Annotated in this window: 20 protein-coding genes; 19 read left to right on the forward strand and 1 reads right to left on the reverse strand. The window is 41.6% G+C overall.

Annotation, left to right across the window (positions count from 1 at the left end; all coding sequences use genetic code 11):
• Positions 1–10 precede the first annotated feature (10 nt).
• The 19 genes from BLS32_RS05735 (at position 11) to BLS32_RS05825 (ending at position 21,959) form a co-directional block, all read left to right on the forward strand.
• Positions 11–1,516 carry a lipopolysaccharide biosynthesis protein gene (locus BLS32_RS05735; protein WP_091392801.1) on the forward strand — a complete coding sequence of 502 codons (1,506 nt, stop codon included), beginning with the start codon at positions 11–13 and terminating at the stop codon, positions 1,514–1,516.
• Between the two features lie 3 nt (positions 1,517–1,519).
• Positions 1,520–2,797, forward strand: coding sequence for a hypothetical protein (locus tag BLS32_RS05740; RefSeq protein ID WP_091392803.1), 1,278 nt, complete (start codon positions 1,520–1,522; stop codon positions 2,795–2,797).
• Between the two features lie 7 nt (positions 2,798–2,804).
• Positions 2,805–3,797 (forward strand): polysaccharide pyruvyl transferase family protein, encoded by a 993-nt coding sequence (locus tag BLS32_RS05745; RefSeq protein ID WP_091392804.1) that lies wholly within the window; start codon positions 2,805–2,807, stop codon positions 3,795–3,797.
• Positions 3,797–4,915: a non-hydrolyzing UDP-N-acetylglucosamine 2-epimerase gene (gene wecB / locus BLS32_RS05750; RefSeq protein WP_091394609.1), complete on the forward strand. Its 1,119-nt coding sequence runs from the start codon at positions 3,797–3,799 to the stop codon at positions 4,913–4,915. Before BLS32_RS05745 ends, wecB begins: the two co-directional genes overlap by 1 nt.
• Positions 4,912–5,634 carry a glycosyltransferase family 32 protein gene (locus BLS32_RS05755; protein WP_091392805.1) on the forward strand — a complete coding sequence of 241 codons (723 nt, stop codon included), beginning with the start codon at positions 4,912–4,914 and terminating at the stop codon, positions 5,632–5,634. The genes wecB and BLS32_RS05755 overlap by 4 nt, the downstream gene beginning before the upstream one ends.
• Before the next feature lies 1 nt (position 5,635).
• Positions 5,636–6,754, forward strand: a complete 1,119-nt coding sequence (locus tag BLS32_RS05760) for a glycosyltransferase family 4 protein (protein WP_091392807.1) — start codon at positions 5,636–5,638, stop codon at positions 6,752–6,754.
• 55 nt (positions 6,755–6,809) lie between these two features.
• Positions 6,810–7,880: an EpsG family protein gene (locus BLS32_RS05765; RefSeq protein WP_091392809.1), complete on the forward strand. Its 1,071-nt coding sequence runs from the start codon at positions 6,810–6,812 to the stop codon at positions 7,878–7,880.
• A complete protein-coding gene (locus tag BLS32_RS05770) occupies positions 7,877–8,872 on the forward strand; it encodes a glycosyltransferase family 2 protein (protein WP_170227535.1) in 996 nt (331 codons plus the stop codon). Before BLS32_RS05765 ends, BLS32_RS05770 begins: the two co-directional genes overlap by 4 nt.
• 64 nt (positions 8,873–8,936) lie before the next feature.
• Positions 8,937–10,064 carry a glycosyltransferase gene (locus BLS32_RS05775; protein ID WP_091392813.1) on the forward strand — a complete coding sequence of 376 codons (1,128 nt, stop codon included), beginning with the start codon at positions 8,937–8,939 and terminating at the stop codon, positions 10,062–10,064.
• Positions 10,061–11,008, forward strand: a complete 948-nt coding sequence (locus BLS32_RS05780; protein ID WP_170227536.1) for an NAD-dependent epimerase/dehydratase family protein — start codon at positions 10,061–10,063, stop codon at positions 11,006–11,008. Before BLS32_RS05775 ends, BLS32_RS05780 begins: the two co-directional genes overlap by 4 nt.
• On the forward strand, positions 11,001–11,609 hold the full coding sequence (locus BLS32_RS05785) for a sugar transferase (RefSeq protein WP_091392817.1): 609 nt from the start codon (positions 11,001–11,003) through the stop codon (positions 11,607–11,609). Before BLS32_RS05780 ends, BLS32_RS05785 begins: the two co-directional genes overlap by 8 nt.
• A 9-nt stretch (positions 11,610–11,618) precedes the next feature.
• Positions 11,619–12,629 carry a glycosyltransferase gene (locus tag BLS32_RS05790; protein ID WP_091392819.1) on the forward strand — a complete coding sequence of 337 codons (1,011 nt, stop codon included), beginning with the start codon at positions 11,619–11,621 and terminating at the stop codon, positions 12,627–12,629.
• A gap of 136 nt (positions 12,630–12,765) precedes the next feature.
• On the forward strand, positions 12,766–13,737 hold the full coding sequence (locus BLS32_RS05795) for an ATP-grasp domain-containing protein (RefSeq protein WP_091392821.1): 972 nt from the start codon (positions 12,766–12,768) through the stop codon (positions 13,735–13,737).
• 2 nt (positions 13,738–13,739) lie between these two features.
• Entirely contained in the window at positions 13,740–14,396 is a 657-nt protein-coding gene (locus BLS32_RS05800) for an HAD family hydrolase (RefSeq protein ID WP_091392822.1), read from the forward strand.
• Positions 14,397–14,451: 55 nt separating this feature from the next.
• Entirely contained in the window at positions 14,452–15,594 is a 1,143-nt protein-coding gene (locus BLS32_RS05805; protein WP_091392824.1) for a DegT/DnrJ/EryC1/StrS family aminotransferase, read from the forward strand.
• A 67-nt stretch (positions 15,595–15,661) separates the two neighbouring features.
• Positions 15,662–17,596, forward strand: coding sequence for a polysaccharide biosynthesis protein (locus BLS32_RS05810; RefSeq protein WP_091392826.1), 1,935 nt, complete (start codon positions 15,662–15,664; stop codon positions 17,594–17,596).
• 77 nt (positions 17,597–17,673) lie between these two features.
• Positions 17,674–18,435 carry a polysaccharide biosynthesis/export family protein gene (locus tag BLS32_RS05815; protein ID WP_091392828.1) on the forward strand — a complete coding sequence of 254 codons (762 nt, stop codon included), beginning with the start codon at positions 17,674–17,676 and terminating at the stop codon, positions 18,433–18,435.
• 17 nt (positions 18,436–18,452) lie between these two features.
• Complete coding sequence (locus tag BLS32_RS05820) at positions 18,453–20,822, forward strand: GumC family protein (protein WP_091392830.1); 2,370 nt, start codon at positions 18,453–18,455, stop codon at positions 20,820–20,822.
• A gap of 12 nt (positions 20,823–20,834) precedes the next feature.
• On the forward strand, positions 20,835–21,959 hold the full coding sequence (locus BLS32_RS05825; protein WP_091392832.1) for an acyltransferase family protein: 1,125 nt from the start codon (positions 20,835–20,837) through the stop codon (positions 21,957–21,959).
• Here the strand turns inward: BLS32_RS05825 and BLS32_RS05830 are convergent.
• Positions 21,956–22,699: a tyrosine-protein phosphatase gene (locus BLS32_RS05830; RefSeq protein WP_091392834.1), complete on the reverse strand. Its 744-nt coding sequence runs from the start codon at positions 22,697–22,699 to the stop codon at positions 21,956–21,958. The two genes, BLS32_RS05825 and BLS32_RS05830, sit on opposite strands and share 4 nt — an antisense overlap.
• Between the last annotated feature and the right edge of the window lie 106 nt (positions 22,700–22,805).

Below are 22,805 nucleotides of genomic sequence, written 5' to 3' on the forward strand. Positions count from 1 at the left end.
ATTTCATCCTATGAGCCAGCTTAAAAAAGGCGCTTTTTTATCTTACATCACGATCATCCTGACCAACGGAATTGGATTGCTGCTCACGCCATTCATGATTTCCAAGCTCGGGGATTCAGAATATGGGTTGTATACGCTGATTGGTTCGCTGATCGGGTACATCAGCGTCCTCGATTTTGGGTTAAACAACACCATTATACGGTTTGTTGCCAAATACCGCGCAAAACAAGACCGCAAAAGCGAAGAGAATTTCCTCGCCACTTCCATGCTCATCTATGGCGTAATCGCAGGCATTATCCTTATTGCCGGCGTGGCGCTTTACATGAATATCGAATCGGTTTTTGAAAAGCTGACTGCTGAAGAACTTGCAAAGGCAAAAATCATGTTTGCCATTTTAATTTTGAATTTGGCGATCACCTTGCCCGGCGGCGCTTTCGGGGCGGTTTGCTCGGCATACGAACATTTTATATTTCCAAGAGCTGTCAACATTATTAAGTATGTGAGCCGTTCCATGATGATTATAGGTTTGCTACTTTATGGCGGAAAATCGGTTTCGATTGTCATTCTCGACACGGTGATCAATATTATTGTGATTGCGATCGATTTCTATTACGTCATTAAAGTGCTTAAAGTCAGGTTTCATCTGCACCATTTCAATAAACCGCTGATCAGGGAAATATTTTCCTATTCGGTATGGATTTTTATTTTTGCTATAGTAGGACAATTCCAATGGCGCGCGGGCCAAATCATCCTAGGCGTGGTTTCCGGTACAACGGCCGTTGCGATTTATGGGGTTGGGATTATGCTCGGAACCTATTACGGTGCCTTTTCAACAGCCATTTCGGGTGTATTTTTACCGCGGGCAACACAGATGGCGGTACTGGATGCGTCACGAGACGAGTTGACTTCGATGATGATCAGGATCGGGCGGTTTTCATTGATTACCCTGTTGATGATCCTTGGCGGATTTTTACTTTACGGAAGGCAATTTGTACACCTTTGGATCGGCGATACATACAAAAACTCCTGGCTTATCGCGATCATCATTATGTTTTCTTATACATTGCCGCTTGTTCAGTCGTTTGCCAATTCATTGCTCGAGGCCAAAAGTAAATTCTCGTTTAAGGCCATTACTTATATTTCTTTGATCGTGCTCGGAACTGCCGTTGGCGCTTATATGATCCGGTTTTGGGGCGTGATCGGACTGATTGTTGGTTCGACTTCGGGCTGGTTGCTAAGCCAGGTCATCATGAACATTTATTATTATAAGGTCATGCACCTCGATATTTTACGATTCTTTAAAGAACTCTCAAGTAGATTATTGCCAACATTTATCGTAATTTTGGCGCTCGGTTACGCCGTCGATTTTATTCCCGGCGCAAACTGGTTTAATTTGTTGATCAAAATTTCGGCGTTTGTCTGTATTTTTTCATTGCTGATGTACAAATTCGGGATGAACGAAAGTGAGCTTAAAATAATCAAAGATTCCATACCATCTTTTTTGCGTAAAAAATAGTGCATGTTTAAAATTAGTCCTTCCACTTTTTCTGGCGATGGCAAAACGATCGTTTACAACTATGAAGCGAGCCGCGACATTTCAAAATATTTCAGTAAAAAAGAATCTTTTTTTGCTGCGTATGACAAAATCGTAAGCGGCGTTCCTGAAAGCATAGTCGTGATTCCGCTTTTGGCGAACATCATGCCCATTGCCTGGTTTGCTGGCTTTGATGTATATGTCGATGAGCTAGACGCGACTTTTTACCAATCGTTGATCGAACTCAAAGCCGAATTTTCAAAGCATTTTTCCAATATTAAAAACGAAGGAAAACTGCATGTGAACAGGCTTGTACAAAATACATTCACACAAAACCATTCCGCACTTTTATTCAGCGGCGGATTGGATTCTTTCGAATCGCTGACGCGGAATATCGCTGCCGATCCGTTTCTGGTTTCCATTCACGGTGCCGATATCGAGATCAGCGATACCAAACGCTGGGACGATTTCGTACGCTTCAACAAAGAAGAACCGATCGTAAATGACAGCAAATTGTGTTATGTCACTTCGAACCTGCGTACCTTTTATACCTATGAAGTCGATTTGCTCGTTGAGATCAACTGGTGGGGAAAAATCCAGCATGGCATGGCGCTGATCGGACTGATCGCTCCGTTAAGTTACCTGAACGGAATCACCACGATTATGATTGCTTCTTCAAATACTGGCGAAGTCAGTTTTGGCTGGGGTTCTACATCCGAAACAGACGAAAAAGTCAAATGGGCCAATACGAAAGTCATACACGACGGTTTTCATTTAAGGCGCACCGATAAGATCCAGAACATAGTCGATTTTGCCAAAAAAACCGGCGAACACGTGAAGTTGCGCGTGTGCTATTCAGAATTCCGAAAGGGCTACAATTGCAGCGAATGTGCAAAATGCCAGCGTACAATGCTCGGAATTGTATTGTCGGGAGAAAATCCAAACGACTATGGTTTTAATGTAGGGAAAAATTTCTACGACCTGATCTTAAAGAATTTTGGAGAAAATGCAATCATGACAACCGGCGTTGCCTACGAATGGAAATGCCTTCAGGAAAAAGCACGCGAATCGCAAAATCCATATGTAATTTCTGATAAAATTTCAGAAATGAATAATATTAATACCTTTGCCGCCTTGCCATTAGATGAGATCATTAATAAAAATGCGGCAAAAGGACAGGGCATCAAAAAAGCGAAATATATTTTGATGGCCAAATTTCCGAAACTGTTTAAAGTTTACCTGAACATCAGGAGAAAAATATAATTAAGATATGCGATACGGTTTATTAACATACGAAGAAAACAAACGGTTTTTTAACGTCGGTGACAACATCCAGAGCCTTGCTGCGAAACAGTTCCTCCCGCGCGTGGATGCTTACATCAACAGGGAAAAACTGGCAGATTATGAAGGGGAAGAAACCAAAGTCATCATGAATGGCTGGTTTACGCACAACATCCACAATTGGGTGCCAAATGACAACATCAACCCGTTGTTTGTGTCGTTTCACATCAACAATACGGCTGCGCCTTACATGCTTTCGGAAAAAGGGATTGCCTATTTGAAAAAACATGAACCGATTGGTTGCCGCGACCAATTTTCGGCAGATACACTGAAAGCGAAAGGCATTGACGCTTATTTTACAGGCTGCCTGACGCTGACTTTAGACACTTATAAAGTGGACGATTCCGAAAGGGGCAACGACATTTACATCGTAGATCCGTTGTATAGCTATCCGACAAAAGACAAGACTTTTTACGACATCAGGAGATTTTTGAGAAGCGTTCAAAGCGGGAATATTTTCAAGCTCGGAAAAAGAGCAAAGCATTTAAGCAACTTTATTGATGCCGACTTGCTCAAAAATGCCAAATACGAAATCCAGGAGCCGCCTGCGGGCAAATATAACGATGCCGAAAAATTCGCTATGGCCGAAGAATTGCTGCACAAATACGCCAAAGCAAAATTGGTCATCACTTCAAGAATTCACTGCGCCCTGCCTTGCCTTGCGATGGGAACTCCGGTAATTTTCGTGAACGGATTTGACAGTTTTGTAGATTCGTGCCGTTTCGACGGAATCCTCGAATTGTTCAACCGCATTGATGTCGATGCCAATACCGGCGCATTTACGTCGAATTTCGGATTGGATGGAAAAATTACCAAAGATACGATGGTGAAAAATTTCGGAAAGCACCACGCTTTAGCCGAACCGCTCAAAGAAAAATGCAGAAAATTCATCTCTGAAAATACAACACAGCCTGCATTATGATAAAAAAAGTCCTTGTTTGTTTTGGAACGCGGCCGGAAGCCATCAAAATGGGTTCGCTCGTACACAGCCTTAAAAACACTGATTTTGAGGTGAAAGTCTGCGTCACGGCACAACACCGCGAAATGCTGGACCAGGTTTTGGATTTTTTCGAAATCGTTCCGGATTATGACCTAGATATCATGAAAAAGAACCAAACGCTGAACGAACTCAGCAGCCGGATTTTCATGAAAATGGATGCCGTGCTCGAAGAAGCAAAACCCGATCTGGTGCTTGTTCACGGCGATACGACGACGTCTGCAATTTGCGCGTGGGCAGCATTTCACCGTGGCATCAAAGCCGGGCATGTCGAAGCCGGATTGCGTACGTATGACAAATATGCGCCTTTTCCGGAAGAGATCAACCGCCAGGTTACGGCGCGAATTGCCGAATACCATTTCGCCCCGACGGCCATTTCAAAAAACAATTTATTAGGCGAGAAAATTGCCGAAGAAAATATCACAGTCACAGGAAATACAGTCATCGACTCGTTGTTGTGGACGGTTGAAAAACTCGGGAAAGATTTCTCAAACGAGAAAATCGAAGCCTTAAAATCCAAAGTTGATTTCACTAAAAAAGTGATTCTGGTCACCGGACACCGACGTGAAAATTTTGGTGACGGATTTTTAAACATCTGCAAAGCACTTGCAAATATTGCAACGAATGCCGATGTGGAAATCGTTTTCCCAGTGCATTTAAACCCGAATGTTCAGGAACCCGTAATGAAATTGCTGTCGGAATATCCGAACATTCATTTGACCGATCCGCTTGATTATCCTTCATTTGTATGGATGATGCAACAATCTTATCTGATCATCACCGATTCTGGCGGCGTACAGGAAGAAGCGCCATCGCTCGGGAAACCGGTGCTCGTGATGCGCGAAACGACCGAAAGGCCCGAAGCGCTAGAAGCCGGAACGGTAAAGCTCGTAGGTACCAGTTTTGATGCGATTTCAAATTCTGCTTTTGAATTGCTGAACAATAAAGGACTGTACGACCAAATGTCAAAAGCGCACAATCCTTACGGCGACGGAAAGGCCAATGCGCGCATCATCGATTTTATCAAACAAAAATTAGCATGATCCCAAAAATCATCCATTACTGCTGGTTCGGAGGAAATCCGTTGCCGCCATTGGCAGAAAAATGCATCGCGTCCTGGAAAAAATTCCTGCCCGATTATGAAATCATGGAATGGAATGAAGGCAATTTTCCAATCGATCGGTTCATTTTTGCAAAACAGGCGCTCGAAAGCAGGAAATTTGCTTTTGTATCTGATGTCAGCCGATTGTATGCGCTGAAGGAATTTGGCGGCATTTACATGGATACGGATGTTGAGGTGCTCAAATCGCTCGATGATTTTCTTCATCTTCCGGCATTTTCCGGATTCGAAAATGACGATTTTGTGCCAACAGGGATCATGGCCAGCGAAAAAGGCGGCGAATGGGTGAGGGAACTGCTCGAATATTACGACAACCGCCCGTTTATCAACGCTGACGGATCGCTGGAAATGGAATCCAATACGATCATCATCACTAAAATGATGCTTGAAAAAGGCTTTGTTATGAGCAATACATTCCAGGAAAAAGAAGGCTATGTGGCATTTTATCCAAACGATTATTTTTGCCCGAAAAGCTACAAGACCGGAAATATAGAACTGACCGAAAATTCTTATTGCATCCACCATTTTGCTCAGTCCTGGGTGCCCATGCAAAAGAAATGGAAAAATGTACTGAAGCTTAAAGTGATGGGGATTTTGGGCTATAAGAATGTTCAGAAATTAATTGATGTCGTAAAAAAATAGCATGAGGATCATTTACATAACCGACCAGGTTTACCTTCACGGCGGTGCCGAAAAAATCCTGATTCAGAAACTGAATTATTGGGTAGAACATTACGGTTATGATGTATTGCTGATCACTTCCCAGCAGCTCGGGAAAAAATCTTTCCTGCCGCTGAATGAAAAGGTGCAATGGATGGATCTTGAAATCAATTATGAAGAAGGTGTTAGTTTTTTAAGCCTGTCGAACCTCAAGAAATTTCCAGGGCATATTTCAAAGCTGAAAAAGGCAATTCACGATTTTAAGCCCGATGCGGTTTTTTTGATTTCGCTGAACATCATCCGGTATGCGCTCCCGTTTATTTCGGGAAAATATAAAATATTCAACGAATACCATACTTCTTATTACGGTTTTGAACTCAATTATGAGCGGCTGTCGTTTGTCGGCAAGATCAAAAGGCGTTTGTCTTATGTGCTGACGGCTTTCGTAGAATCGTTTTATACGAAAATCGTTTTCCTGAATGATGCCGAATACAAACATTACAACCGCAAAAATGCAGTCATCATCCCGAATTTCTTCGATGAAATAAAAGACTTGCCCAATCTGCCAAAAAAGAATCAAATTATTTCATTAGGAAGGCTGTGTTTTCAAAAAGGATATGATTTGCTGATTGATGCGTGGGAAATCGTAGACCGCGAACGAACCGGTTGGACATTGGAAATATTTGGAAACGGGGAAGACCATAAAGCCTTGGTACAACAAATCGAAGCCAAGAAGCTGTCGCATTCGCTGCACCTGAACCCTGCGACCGATCAAATCAACTACAAATTATCCGAATCGCAATTTTATGTAATGAGTTCGCGCTTTGAAACTTTCCCGATGGTTTTGCTCGAAGCGATGTCGAATAAGCTCCCTACAGTATCTTTTGACTGCCCAACCGGCCCGGCAAGCATGCTTACGCCGGGAGAAGACGGGGTTTTAGTTCAGAATGGCGACGTCAACGCATTGGCACAACAAATCATTCTGTTGATCCGAGACGAAAAACGCCGTACTGAAATGAGTGAAAATGCGCTGAAGAATGTAGCCAGATTTAATGTGCAGCATGTCATGGAACTGTGGGACAAATTGATAAAAACAAGCTAAAAATAAAACCGGCTTCAGATTACAACAGCCAAAGATTGCCATTTAGAACTTAATTATGATAAATATTTATTACACGATTTATGCTAATGTTCTGCTTTTGGTGGTGTTCTTGAGCTATTTGTATTCGAACATCAGTGTGTTGGATGCTCCTAAAAATTTCCCGGTATGGAATATTCTTGGTGCTTTTCTGGCCGTTTTTCTTGGCATATATGTAGGTTTCAGGCCAATCGATTACATTTTTGTCGACATGCCAATGTATGCCCACATGTTCGAAATGTATGCCGACGGTTCTGCATTTGCAAGGGATGCAACAACTGATGTCGGGTTCTATTATTTAATGGAATACTGCTCGAAAATCATGACTGCTGAGATGTTTTTCTTTGTATGCTTTATGATTTATATCGTTCCGCTGGTTTTTGTTTCGATCAAGTGGTTTAAAAAATACTGGTTTTACAGTTTTCTGCTGCTTGTTACGTCGTTTTCTTTTCTGTCTTATGGAGTCAACGGAATCAGGAATGGCATGGCGACATCTGTTTTTTTATTGGCCATTTCGTTTGCCAACCAAAGAATAATTATGGCTCTTATCCTGTTTGTGTCTTATTCATTTCATAAAAGCATGTCATTGCCTATTTTGGCGCTTTGCATTACTTTTGCTTACAATGATTTTAGGACCTACCTGAAATTCTGGCTCATCAGCATCCCGTTGTCATTTGCCGTAGGAACGCTTTTTATCACACTCTTCACAAGCCTGGGCTTTAACGACGATCGGGTAGGAACATATCTATCTGATGTTGAAACTCTTGAAAGTTCAGGTTTTCGCCTCGACTTTATCATTTACAGCGCCTCTGCGATATTTGCAGCCTGGTATTATATTGTAAAGAAAAAGTTCGATGACCCATTCTACACCCGTCTTGTAAATGTTTATCTTATTGTAAATACTTTCTGGATCCTGATCATTCGTGCCGGGTTTTCAAACCGCTTTGCCTATTTGTCCTGGTTTATGATCGCCATTATCATAATTTATCCGCTGCTTAAAATTAAGCTGATTACGGAACAGCACAAAACCATAGGTAAAATATTGGTGATCTATTATATCTTTACATATGTATTAAACTTTATATCGTGAAAAAGTTGAGCGTCATCATTCCGGTTTACAATGTAGAGCGGTATATTGAAAAATGCATCGGTTCGGTTCTTAATAATGACCTTGCCGAAAATGATTTTGAAATCATTGTTGTCAATGACGAAACGCCCGACAACAGCCTGGCCATTGTAGAATCGATTGCTGCAAAGCACGCCAATATCATTGTCATTTCGCAGCAAAATAAAGGACTTGGCGGAGCGCGCAATACCGGGATTAAAAACGCGACCGGGGAATACATTTTATTTCTGGATGCCGACGACTGGATCAATCCCGGAATGCTTTCAAAAACGCTGTCAGAAGCACGGAATGCTCAGGTTGACATGCTCGAATTTGGGGCAGAAGGCATTACGCCAGACGGTAAAATCACCTACCACAATTCCCTGTCTTCTGAAGGGAAAAGCTGTAACGGATTTGATTATACTCAGCATTACAACTACATGTGGTCGGCATGCAACAAACTCTACCGCACACAATTCCTCAAAGACAATGCGTTGTATTTTATGGAACACATTTATTTTGAAGACCTTGAATTTTTTACGCGCCTGATTCCGAAAGCCTCAAAAATTCAGGCAATCCCGGAAATTGTCGCCAGTTTTTACCAATCGGGTGATTCCATTACCAGAAATACGAGTACAGCTAAAAAACAAAAAGCCTATCGCGACATTGTGACCATAGCCCAGAACCTGCACGATCATTATATCAAAATTGACCATTCAAAGAAAAATGAGCAGGGGTTTTACCTGCAGTATCTGGGAATATTGGTTGTTACTTTGTTTTTCCAGTTCTTTAAAAATTCGGAAAGCTTCGAATTGGCCAAAGCCTACAGAAAAGAATTGCAGGACAAAGACCTCTATTATATCGGACATAAAATTATTCCGAGCCACAAAGATTGGTTTAGGCGGATTTTTCTTAAAAACTTCATGCTCTTTAGGATTTTATTGTTGGTAAAGCCTAAAAAAAAGATAGCAGACTGATGTTTTAAGCAAAGAAATTAGCAAAACCGATTCAAATCACTAATTTTGGAACTTTAATTGGCGTATGAAAAAAAAGATCTGTTTTATAGTTGCATCACCGCTTACTGCGAAAGCATTTCTTTTAAAGCATTTTGAATATCTGTCAGAATATTTTGATATTTATCTTGTTGCTGATTTTGAAGGTGTAGATTTTGAAAGCTCCTATTTAAAAGGAACCAAATCAATCTCGATTAAGCGCAACATTACCCTTACCGATGATGCGGCCGCCTTAATGTCGCTTAGGAAATACTTAAAATCCATGCATTTTGATGCTGTCCAGACCGTAACTCCAAAAGCAGGTCTTATCGGTATTTTTGCTGCAAAGCTTGCCGGGATAAAAGTACGGACACATATTTTTACAGGACAGGTCTGGCATACAAAAACAGGCCTTTTCAAAAAGATATTAAAAACAATCGATCGTTTGATTGTGCGCGCCGCGACACACATTCTTGTTGACGGCCAGTCGCAACGCCAATTTCTTATCAAAAACGGCATTATTACTGATAAAAATTCGGCGGTTCTGGGCAAAGGGTCTATTAGTGGAGTCGATACGTCACGATTTGTACCGGATTCCCAAATCAGAAACAAGGAAAGAGCAGAACTGCAGGTTGCCAATAAAGCCGTTTTTTTATTTCTCGGAAGGATGAATGCAGACAAAGGCCTTTTAGACCTGGCCGAAGCATTTGCAATGCACCATAAAAAATACCCTGAATCGGCATTAGTACTTGTTGGTCCCGATGAAGAAAACATTACGCCAAAAATTAAGGAAATATGCAAAAGCTGTATCGATGCGGTTGTTTTTTACGGACATACCAGCAAGCCTTTCGAAGTACTTCAGGCAGCAGATGTCTTTTGCCTGCCAAGCTATCGCGAAGGTTTTGGTACCAGCATTATTGAAGCTTCCTTATTGGAAATCCCGATCATCAGCAGCGATACTTACGGACTCATGGAAACCATCGTCGAAGGCGAGACCGGATTGCGCCATAAAGTGGGCGATGCGATCGAAATATCACAACGCATGGAGCAAATGATGGATCCCGAATTGCGGCAGGCTATGGGCAAAAATGCGAGGCAATATGTCCTCGACAATTTTTCTGCAGAAATGATCTCGAAAGAATGGGTCGCTTTTTACAAACGCATCTTAAAGTTATGAAAATAGCCATCACAGGAGCAACAGGGTTTATAGGCAGATTGCTTGTAGAAAAACATTTGGCTTTGGGAGATGATGTGCATATCCTGACGAGAAGGCCAAAATCCGGATTGGGTTTTGGAGAAAAGGTCAATTTTCATTTTGGAGATCTTTCAGACGTGGAAGCCCTGCGTTCGCTGGTCGAAAACACGGATGTATTGTACCATTGTGCTGCCGAAATCCGGGAGGAATCATTGATGAAAGCGGTCAACGTAACCGGAACCGAGAACCTGATCAAACAAGCTTCTGGAAATGTAAAGCACTGGGTTCAGCTCAGCAGCGTTGGGGTTTACGGCCCGATTTTTTCAGGAACAGTTACAGAGAATCAGCCCTATAATCCTGTCAACGAATATGAAATAACAAAACTCGAATCCGATTTGCGGGTTATCGATGCTTCAAATTCAGGAGCATTTACATATACAATTGTGCGCCCTTCAAATGTCATCGGTTCAAGCATGCGCAACGCATCGCTTTTTGCGCTGATGCATTCAATAGAAAAAGGCATTTATTTTTACATTGGCCAAAAAGGCGCGTCGGCAAATTATGTGGCTGTCGAAAATGTGATTGAGGCCTTATACCTTTCGGGCATGCATCCGAAAGCAAAGAACCATATTTTCAATATTTCGGATTGGTACACTTTGGAAGCATTTATTGGAAACATAGCCGAAAAACTGCAAAAGCCAACGCCAAAACTTAGGTTCCCGAAAGCATTGATGTTGTTTGCCGCAAAGATCTTATCAATTGTCCCCAATAACCCGCTTACCGTTTCACGTGTGAAAGCGCTTAGCGGAAGGGCCGTTTATCCAAACACAAAAATTGAACGGGAACTGGGTTATCATACGGTAGTGACCGTCGATCAGGCAATACAGAACCTAACGGCATTCTATAAAAACAAACAGCATGTATAAATCATTCTTTAAACCGCTCTTTGACTTTACCTTTGCAATTATAGCCTTGCTATTTGCGCTTCCGCTGATGATTCCGGTGGCTGTTTTTTTATATTTTGCGAATGATGGAAAGCCTTTTTTCTTTCAGGAACGGCCCGGAAAAAACGGAAAAGTATTTAAGATCGTCAAGTTTAAAACGATGAATGACAGGCGCGATGCCAATGGAAAATTGCTTCCCGATGAACAAAGATTAACGAAAACCGGCGCTTTTGTACGCAAAACGTCCCTAGATGAATTGCCGCAGCTGGTCAATATCCTTAAAGGCGACATGAGCCTGATCGGGCCGCGGCCGTTGCTCACGACTTATCTGCATCTGTACAATGATTTTCAAAACCGCAGGCACGAAGTAAAGCCCGGGATCACAGGCTGGGCACAGGTAAATGGCCGCAACGGGATTTCCTGGGACAAGAAATTTGAATATGACGTTTGGTATGTAGACCATTTAAGCTTTACTGTAGATGTAAAGATCTTTTTCAAAACGATCCAAAAAGTCCTCAAAAGCGAAGGGATTAATGCTGCAGACGCTAAATCGGTTGAGCCATTTGAAGGCAATAACCATTAAAATAAGATTATGTTAGTAAGTATTGTAGTGCCGGTTTACAATGTCGAACGCTATCTGGCAAGATGCCTCGATAGCCTGCTTGACCAGGATTTGCAGGAGCGCGACTATGAAATCGTGATTGTCAACGACGGTTCGCCGGATAAAAGTCTTGACATTGCCACGCATTACGCACAAAAACACCAGAATATCAAAGTGATCAGCCAGCAGAATCAAGGGTTAAGCGGCGCACGAAATACCGGCATCGATCATGCTTCCGGGAAATACCTTTTTTTTGTAGATTCTGACGATTATATCGAAAAAGATATCTTGAAATACCTGACAGCTACCGCAGATACAGGCATGCTGGATTTTCTGGGATTTGACCTGGTCATGACGCGTGAATCAAATTTGTCTGTGAAGAGCGAACTCCCATCGGCTGAAAACCTCAAAATCTACAACGGTTGTGACTACATCGCTCAATACAATTATCCAAATAATGCGGTTTGGTATTTGGTCAACACCCAATTTTTAAAAGAAATGAATTTGCGCTTCGAGCCCGGCAGGCTTGTCGAAGACGGCATGTTTACAACCGAATTGCTGTTGCGTTGCCAAAGGGCTGCTTATGTAAAAGTGAGCGTTTACCGTTATTTTGTCAATGACAATTCAATCATGACGATCCGCGATAGAAAACATCTCGAGAAAATGAACAATGATTTTTTGTTTGTCATTAAGAAATTTTCGGGCCTTGTTGCGTTGGCAAATGAAAAAAAGGCAAATGAAAATGCAATCAGAAGATTAAAAGCACGCCAGGAATCGTATGCTTTTTTCCTGTTTGTCAGGTTGGTAAAATCAAAAATGCCATATCGTGAATTCAGGAAAATAATTGATGAAATGCGCGTCCTGAAGGTTTACCCGATCCGGAATTTCATCGGGACAGATTATTGTTCACCAAAAGAAAAGCTTTTTACCGGCATTTTTAACAGCCCATTGCTGTTGCGTACCTTTCTGAAAGCAAATTCGATATTTAAAATTGTGCGGTAAAATTCAGGTTTTGACCTGATGAGCCTTGAAAAGAGGAATGATTTCAAGAAATTTATACTTAAAAGAATATTCGATATCAAAAAGAATACATCCAGGCCGGTTGAACCTTGATGCTAATATCTGAACACAAAGAAAAATGAATAATATATTGATTACATCAGCCGGGCGCAGGGTTTCCCTGGTGCGTTTTTTTCAGTCTGAGCTAAAAAAAGGGTTTCCCGAAGCTAAGGTCATCGCTGCCGATGCCATGCCCGACTTGTCTTCGGCCTGCCACGTTGCCGACGGATTTTTTAAAATTCCAAGAATCAGCAGCCCTGATTATTTGCCCGAATTGCTGCGGCTTTCAATTGCACATCAGGTTAAACTGATCATTCCTACCATTGATACCGAACTGCTGATTTTGGCCCAAAATATCGGATTGTTCAGGGAAAACGGAATTGAGATTGTTGTTTCAGATTATGAAACGGTAAAAATATTCCGCCATAAGCGGGCAACCCACGATTTTTTTGCTGCACACGGAATCAATTTTGCAAAAGAATTTGACAAGTCGGATTATAAACTTCCACTGTATATAAAGCCTTTTGACGGCAGCCGCAGCGTTGATAATTTTATCATTACCGAAGCCTCGCAGTTGACCGATTATCATTTTTCAAACGAAAAACTGATGTTCCTCGAATACCTTGATCATAAAAAATTCACAGAATATACGATCGATCTTTATTACGACAAAAGCAGCAGGTTAAAATGTTTCATTCCGCGAAAGCGTATAGAAGTCCGAGACGGCGAGGTCAATAAAGCCATTACCAAACGCGGCAAATTTGTAGAGGAACTTTGGCAGAAAATGGAATTTATCGAAGGCTTTCGAGGCTGCATCACATTCCAGGTGTTTGTGCATTCAGAAACCGAAGCGATTTACGGCATCGAAATCAACCCCAGATTTGGCGGCGGTTATCCGTTGAGCTACCTCGCAGGCGGCAATTTCCCAAAATGGATCATTGAAGAATATCTGATGGGCAACGAATCGATCCCGGTTTTTAACCAATGGGAAGAAAACCTGATGATGCTTCGATATGACGATGAAGTGCTCGTGCACAATTTTAAAGAATAGCCATGCAAAAAATGACCCTTGTTTTTGATCTAGACGACACGCTCGTGAAAGAAATCGAATACCTCAAATCGGCTTTCCGTGCGATTGCAGCACAGGTAGATGCAGGAAATTCGGGGCTTTTCGACGAAATGTTCGGCTGGTATCAGGCCAAAGAAGATGTTTTTGGAAACCTTGGGCAAAGGTATGAAAATGCTGTAAAAGAAGACATGAAAGCCATTTACCGAAACCATGTCCCACAATTTGACGCGCTTTCTGAAAGCCGGGATCTGTTGTTGTCATTAAAAAGGGAGGGCCATAATTTAGGGCTTGTAACCGATGGTTTTTCGGTTACGCAGCGCAACAAGATCAAGGCACTCGACATCGGGCATTTATTTGACAGGATCGTGGTTTCGGAAGAATTCGGGTCTGAAAAACCTTCTGAACAGAATTTTTCGGTTTTCCACGAGTTTGGAACAAAAGACTACTTTTACATCAGCGATAATATTTCAAAAGACTTTATCGCGCCAAACAAATTAGGCTGGAAAACGGTCTGCCTGCTGGACGACGGACAAAACATCCACCGGCAGGATTTTAATAGGGAAGCAGCATATTTGCCGCAATATAAAATCAACCATTTGCACGAACTCAATGACTTATTAGCCGGAATGTCAGATTCTTAAAGCTTTTAATTGCAGTTTAAAGTTTTTGCCAATAAAGAGATGCGCATTAAAAATTATGGAAAATAAATCAAAAATCTGGCTTTCTTCACCGCACATGGGCGGAGGCGAGCAAAAATTCGTACAGGAAACCTTTGATACCAACTGGGTAGCGCCGCTTGGACCAAATGTTACCGGGTTTGAAACCGATCTGGAGCAATACCTGAAAGGCGATTCTCATGTTGCAGCACTGAGCTCAGGAACGGCTGCCATTCATCTGGGGCTTATATTGCTTGGCGTAAATCCCGGTGACGAGGTCATTTGCCAGAGCTTTACGTTTTCGGCCTCGGCAAATCCTATCCGCTATTTGGGTGCGATCCCCGTTTTTGTTGATAGCGAGCCCGAAACATGGAATATTTGCCCCGAAAAGCTCGAAGAGGCGATTGTCGACCGGATTGCAAAAGGCAAAAAGCCCAAAGCAATCATTGCCGTTCACCTCTATGGCATGCCTTTTAAAGCAGATGAAATCGTTGCGGTTGCTGAGAAATATGACATTCCGTTGCTCGAAGACAGTGCCGAAGCATTGGGTAGTACTTATAAAGGCAGGAATTGCGGGACTTTTGGGGAAATTGCCGCCTTGTCTTTCAATGGCAATAAAATCATTACCACTTCAGGCGGTGGCGCATTGGTAGCCAAATCGAAAAAAGTAAAAGAAAAAACAATTTTTTTGGCAACCCAGGCGAGAGACCAGGCCGCGCATTACCAGCATAGCGAAATAGGTTACAACTACCGCTTGAGCAACATTTGCGCTGGCGTTGGCCGTGGCCAGATGGAAGTTCTCGACAAACACGTCGGGTTGCGAAGGGAAATGCATGACTTTTATAGCACTTATTTTAAAAACATTGAAGGCGTTTTTGTTTTTTCAGAGCCTGATGGAAATTATTTTTCAAATCATTGGCTGTCAGCAATACTGCTGGATCCGGAGAAAGCAGCAGGGAAAACCCGTGAAGGTTTGAGGCTGGCGCTTGAAGCAGAAAATATTGAAAGCCGCCCTTTGTGGAAGCCCATGCATTTACAGCCTGTTTTTGCGGAATTTCCTTATTACGGAGGTTCGGTTGCAGCCCAATTGTTTGAAAATGGCTTGTGTTTGCCATCGGGATCAAATCTCGGGACAGAAGAGCGCACAAGGATTGAGAAAGTTTTGGACCGTTTTTTTAAATAAAAATTAAATCCAACAATTGTTAGAGAACTGTTAATTTTTTTTTAGCTTTGGGGGTTAATAAATTTGTATGGATAATTCTATTTTTGAGAAAGTAAAAAATAGTGCATTGGCCAAAAGATTCAGGAATATTGGTTACCTGCCAAGATGGATTATTTTTTTGATCGATGTTTCAATTGTGCTTTTTGCAAGCATGGCTACACATTTTATCATAACCAGCCTGAATGTTTCTTTTTATTACAATATGAACATGCCGGTACGGTTTGCCATGATTGTCATCGTAAACGCATTCTTCTTTCTCGTGTATCGCACTTATGCCGGAATCCTGAGGCATTCTACATTTATCGATGGTGTAAAATTGCTTACATCGACAACCACTTCTTATTTTGTCCTGCTGATCTTTAATTATTCGTGGGTAATTATTTTTGGGCAAAAGGTGTTCATCACAACGGCATTGTTTATCAGTTATGTGATCTCATTTTTACTGCTGTTCTTATTCAGGATATTGGTGAAGTTTTTCTTTGAGCAATACATCTACTTTGAAGACAAGAAAAAGCTGATAAACGCGGTGATTTATGGCGCCGATGCCAATGCCATTTCTGTTGCCAATGCCCTGAAAACAGAAACACCAAGCCGTTTCAGGCTGGTGGGTTTTGTAGACAAGTTCAACCACAACAAAGTAGGGAAAAGCATACTGAACATCCCGATCATCACTCAAAATAAAAAAATCCACGTCATCCTCAGGGCAATGAAAGCCGACGCTTTGATCATTGCAGAAAAAAGCCTCAGCAAAGAAGAAACCATCAGGCTTGTTGAAGAATGCCTGGAGTTTAATTTCAAGATTTTTACGGTTCCGTTGATTACCGACTGGGAAGACCAGCAGCAGATATCCAAACGGGTCAAGAATTTTGATATTGAAGATTTATTGGAAAGAAAACCGATCGTACTCGATACGCGTTCGATCTCCTCGCAGCTGAGCGGCAAAACGGTGCTCATTACCGGGGCGGCCGGATCAATCGGAAGCGAGATCACCAGGCAGGTACTTGGGTTCAAGCCCGAAAAAATAATCATCCTGGACCAGGCCGAAACGCCGTTGCATAACCTGAGCCTTGAAATTAGCAGCATTACCAGCAATGTCATCGTGCATTCGATGCTCGCCGACATCAGAAACAAAGTCATTCTTGAAAAAATATTCTCAGAATACAAACCTGATGTCGTGTATCATGCTGCAGCCTACAAGCATGTTCCATTGATGGAAGAAAACCCTTCGCAGGCCGTTTTTACAAATGTGGTCGGAACCAAAAATCTGGCAGATGTTTCGGTATTGCACCAGGTAGAGCGCTTCGTGATGGTTTCTACCGATAAGGCTGTAAATCCGAGCAGTGTCATGGGGGCAAGCAAGCGCATTGCAGAAAAATACGTGCAATCGCTTTCGACAGAAAACCGCACCGATGTCACCAAATTCATTACCACGCGTTTCGGGAACGTATTGGGTTCTAACGGCTCGATCGTGCCATTATTTACCAAACAAATCCAGGAAGGCGGGCCAATTACAATTACGCATCCTGAGATCATCCGTTATTTCATGACCATTCCAGAAGCCTGCCAGCTTGTCCTTGAAGCCGGGGCCATGGGCAAAGGAGGGGAAATCTTTATTTTTGACATGGGCGAGCCGGTCAAGATCATTGATCTGGCTAAAAAGATGATACGCCTTGCCGGATATACGCCTGATAAGGAAATAGAGATCAAGATCATCGGATTGCGCCCAGGCGAAAAATTGTATGAGGAATTGCTGAATGATACCTCAAAAACACTCTCTACCCACAATGAACAGATCATGATTGCACAGGACATTTCAGACAATTATGAAATGATTAATGCAGCTATAGCAGAATTACTCAGTGATTTTCATGCAATCAGTAATGAAGAGATGGTTTCGAAAATGAAAAAAATCGTTCCTGAATTTAAAAGCATGAATTCGGTCTTCCAAACCTTAGATAAATAATCCAAAGGTTGTTAAAAGCACAATGTATGGTCTATAACCGGAGTAAAGTAATATCTTTGCCAACTTAAAAATAAAATATGAGAATTTTTCATAGGATTGCCTTATTGTTATTGCTCTCAATTGCCTTTTTTTCCTGTGGATCAAGGAAAAAAATCGTTTACCTCCAAGGAATTGAAAATGCCAAAAGTTATGACAGTTCGACCGACTATGAAGCCATTATCCAGCCCGATGATGTACTGAGCATTATCGTAAGCAGCGACAGCCCTGAAATTGCAGCACCTTTTAACCTTCCCGAAATCCAAAGTAACGAAGCCGATTACAGAGGCCTGAAAACCTACCTGGTTGACAACACAGGGTACATTGATTTTCCTGTCCTTGGAAAAATCAAGCTTGGCGGGCTCACAAGAACAGAAGCAAACAACAAGATGGTAACCGCAATCTCTGAATACATCAGAAAACCAATCGTGAACTTAAGGATCGCCAATTTTAAAGTAAGCGTTATCGGAGAAGTTACAAAACCAGGAAGCTACAATGTAGTAGGCGAGCGCGTAACCATTTTAGAAGCATTGGCTATGGCCGGTGATTTAACGATTTATGGCGTGAGGGAAAATGTATTGGTCATCCGCGACAAAGAAGGAAAAAAAACGTACACCAGAGTCGATCTTACAAAGCCTGATTTACTGAATTCCCCATTTTATTACCTGTCACAAAATGACGTTGTTTTTGTCGAGCAAAACAAAACCCGAATCAACAATTCTGTACTCGGACAGGATATGTATGTGTTGTTTTCATCGCTTTCCCTGCTGGTTACACTCGCAGTAGTATTGTTCAAGAATTAAAAAAATATATATCCTAAATGGAATCACATCCGTCTCTAAATAAAGAAACACACGAAGAAAACCTGAATATTAGGGAACAACTCGAAACCTATTTGTCGTACTGGAAATGGTTTGTGCTAAGTGTTTTGCTTTGTGTCATCGTAGCGACGATTTTCATTCGTTACAGCGTTCCGTTGTATAAAGCTTCCACAGTAATTTTAGTAAAAGACGAACGAAAAGGCGGGATGCAGTCTGAGCTGTCGGCTTTTGAAGATCTTGGTCTGATGAAAAATGTCAAGAGCAACGTAGACAATGAATTGGAAGTTATCAAATCTTATACGATCAGTGAAAATGCCGTAAAAAAAATCAATCTTAACATCTCGTATTTCGCCGAAGGCAGGGTGAAAAAGATCGAACTCTATAAAGACAGCCCTGTAAAATGTACCGCTTTTGATTTGGACGAGCAGTTCTACAAACAGGATCAGTCGTTCACATTAACCTCTATTTCTGCAAATAAATTCGAAATATTATCAGACGATAAAAACCTTGGGCAATATGCTTACGGCGATGCCATAAAATTAAAGCATGGCAAATTAATGATCCTTAAGAATACAGAGGTCATCAAAAAAAATACGGATGCCAATTTTAAGATTATCATCCAGTTTGACAAGCTAAACGATGTTACGCAGCGTTACAAAAACAGCCTCGTCATTTCTGAAAGGGGAAAAAACACCAGTGTCGTTGAACTTACAATGGTTGACCCTGTAAAGGAAAAAGCAGAAGACCTGCTCAATACCATTGTTCAGATCTACAATGAAGACGCGATCGCAGATAAAAATTTCATTTCGCAAAACACAGAGAAATTTATCGAAGCCAGGCTAAAGCTGATCTCTGATGAGTTGGGCGATGTTGAAAAAGATGCCGAAGGATTTAAACAATCCAATAAAGTGACGGATATCGTTTCAGAAGCCGGCCTATACCTTCAAAATTCAGCGCTCTACGAAAAAGAACTCATTGATACAGAAACTGAAATCAGGGTCGTGGAATCGATGGTCGAATTTATGAAAAACATCGGGAAAGACGATTTGGTGCCAATCAATATCATTCCTTCCGAAGATACCAGTACGCTTATCGCCGAGCACAACACACTTGTTTTGGAACGCAGGAGGTTGATCAAGGACGGAACCTTAAAAAATGTCACCGTCATCAATGCCGATAATAAAATAGAAGAGCTTAAGGAGAATATTAAGGTCAGCCTGAAGACGTTATTAGGAACGCTTCAGATCAAACGCACCGACCTCGACAGGCAAAGCAGGATGAATTCAGGGAAAATCTCTCAGATTCCGCGCCAGGAAAGGGAATTTAGAATTATCGGGAGACAGCAGCAAATCAAAGAATCCCTGTATCTGTACCTGATGCAAAAAAGGGAGGAAATTGCAATTTCCCTTGCGGTAACGCCGTCAAATGCCAAAGTGATCGATACCGCGATGTCGCTAGACAGCCCTGTATCGCCAAAACGAAACATGATCTATATGATTGCGTTGATTTTTGGATTGCTCATTCCTTTCGCCGTCATATACCTGCTGGAGCTGATGGATACGAAGATCAAGTCGCGTTATGACGTGGAGTCTAAAACAACGATTCCTTTTCTCGGTGATATCCCAAAATCTGAATCAAGCGACGAAGTCATCAACACCAATAGCCGCTCCAGTTCTGCTGAAGCCATTCGTATCGTTCGGACGAACCTCGAATTTATACTTGGAAATGTCGATCCTTCAAAAGCGAAAACTGTTTTTGTAACCTCGACATTGCCTAAAGAAGGAAAAACTTTCGTTGCTGTAAACCTGGCTACGACTATTGCATTGTCTAATAAAAAAGTGCTGTTGATCGGCCTTGACATTAGAAATCCAAAAATTGACAAGTATTTCAATTTGCCAAATCGCGGACTTACGAATTATATTTCGCAAAACGGTGCCGATGCAAACGATTTTATCATCAAGCTTGAAAACTTTGAGCACCTGTATGTGATGCCGTCAGGAGTCATTCCTCCAAATCCGGTCGAGTTGTTGATGGATAAAAAGATCGATGCGCTTTTTGTCGAATTTAAAAGCCAGTTTGACTACATTATTGTCGATACGGCGCCGGTCAGCGTGGTTACAGATACGCTCCTTATCGCGAAAAATGCAGATGCTTTCATCTACGTGATGCGTGCCAATTATCTTGATAAAAGACTTTTAAAGTTGGCAGAAACTTTTTACCGTGAGAAAAAACTAACCAATATGGCCATTGTCCTGAACGATACTTTGTGGAGCAAAAGCTCGCGCTATGGCTACGGTTACGGTTATGGCTATGGGTATGGCCAGGATGTTGAGGTAGAAAAAAAGCCATGGTTTAGGAGATTCTTTTAAAAATCAGATAATTTGACAACGAATACAAAAGGGCGCTTACGCGAATTGGACTTTCTACGTGGTATTGCAATTTTATTGGTGCTCTTGCGCCACCAGCAGCTTTTTGATTTTACGACAAAGATGGGCTGGGTTGGTGTCGATTTGTTTTTTGTCCTCAGCGGATTCCTGGTGTCCGGTTTGCTTTTTAAGGAATATTTGCGCTTTGGCGACATCAAGCCGGGAAAATTCCTCATTCGCAGGGGATTTAAAATCTACCCGATTTATTACCTTACGTACCTACTGTATTTGGCAATCGTGATTATGAAGCACCGGTTTAACATCACCGGATTTTTGTCAGATATGTTCTTCGTCCAGAATTATGTGTGGGGCTGGGGTTTTGCCTATGTTCCAAGCTGGTCACTGGCCGTAGAAGAGCATTTTTATTTTGGGTTTGCTTTATTGATGTTTGTTGTAATCAAAACAAAGGCATTTAAATTTGGGGCTTTGCAACCCAATGCTGCTGTTACAAGATTTGAATGCTTTATCGTTGCCGTGATGGTGCTTTGCCTTTTCATGCGCATTTTTTCGAATACCTATGATCCCGAAAATGTAATCAGGCACATTACAATGACACACCTTAGGATAGATTCTTTATTTGCAGGTGTCCTGGTGTCTTATTGGTATTATTTCAGGAAAGAAGCGACGTTCAGGATCGTTAAAAAACAGGCTTCGGTATTGCTGGTGATCGCATTGCTATTGGTGTCATTCTCCCCATTTTTTGAATTTACCAAATCTGTTTTCGTGCGGACTTTCGGATTTACTTTCCTGTTTATCGCTTTCGCCATATTGTTGCTTTATTTTCTTACCGAATCTGAAATCAATAAAAAACTCGACCGCATTTTTTCAAAAACAGCAGTAGATTTTGTGGCGAAAATCGGATTTGCATCCTATTCCATTTATGTGATCCACACTTTTTATAACGGATTGGCCGTTGCTATTGTCACATTTTTAAATTACAAGCCCAATAGTGCAATCTTATTTGTTTTGACCTCTGCAGCCAGTATTTTCACCGGAATCCTGATGACAAAATACCTTGAGACTTATTTTCTTAAAATCAGGGACAAATATTACCCGTCAAGGGTGAGCCATAAAATTTAAATACCAAAGCGGAAAAACTGGTTTTGGGCCAAAGCCTCGTTTAAAGCAGTTGTATCCTTAAAAAGGACTTTTTTAGAAAAAGCGTCGATGTGGTTTTGGTGGTGCACATCTGAACCCGCAAAATCGATAAACCCTTTTTTGAGGAGTTTTTTAGCCACATTAGCCACTTCTTCACCATAATAACCCACTACTGAAAGCAGGTTCAGCTGAAATTGGCAGCCTGCGTGTTTCAGCTTTTCATATTCCTCAAAATTGTGATGGTATACCACATAACGTTCAGGATGGGCCAATACGGGTTTGTATCCTGCAACCTGCATGTCAAAAAGAATATCATAGAGTTGTATCGGCGGATTGATGTAAGACATTTCGACCAATACATGTTTTTCCTTTAAAGCCAGCAACCTGCCATTTTGTACCAATTCACTAAAATTAGCATCAATCAGATATTCTGCTGCAGCTTTTAACGGAATTTCAAAGCCGTTGCTTTTAAGAAGCCCACGGGTTACTTCAGCTTTTTCAGAAATGCTTTCAAAAGTATTTTCCCAAACATTTTTCATGATGTGTGGCGTCGTAATGAGCTGCTCAAAACCCAACTGCTGTAAGTTTGAAATGAGTTGCAGCGTATCGGTATCGGATTTTGCACCATCATCAATGCCCGGCAAAAGATGCGAATGAAAATCGACGTGCCCATTTGGGATCAGGTCTTTTAAATATGGTTTTTTTACGAGGTAGTGAAACAATTTGAAGCCATTTAATGAACTGCAAAATTACATAATAATACCAGATATTTATTTCGAAAAAAATACATTTCACATTCAGAAATTATAATTGATTAACAAATAGGCG

The sequence above is a fragment of the Flavobacterium noncentrifugens genome, from assembly GCF_900100375.1.
GTDB classification, from domain to species: domain Bacteria; phylum Bacteroidota; class Bacteroidia; order Flavobacteriales; family Flavobacteriaceae; genus Flavobacterium; species Flavobacterium noncentrifugens.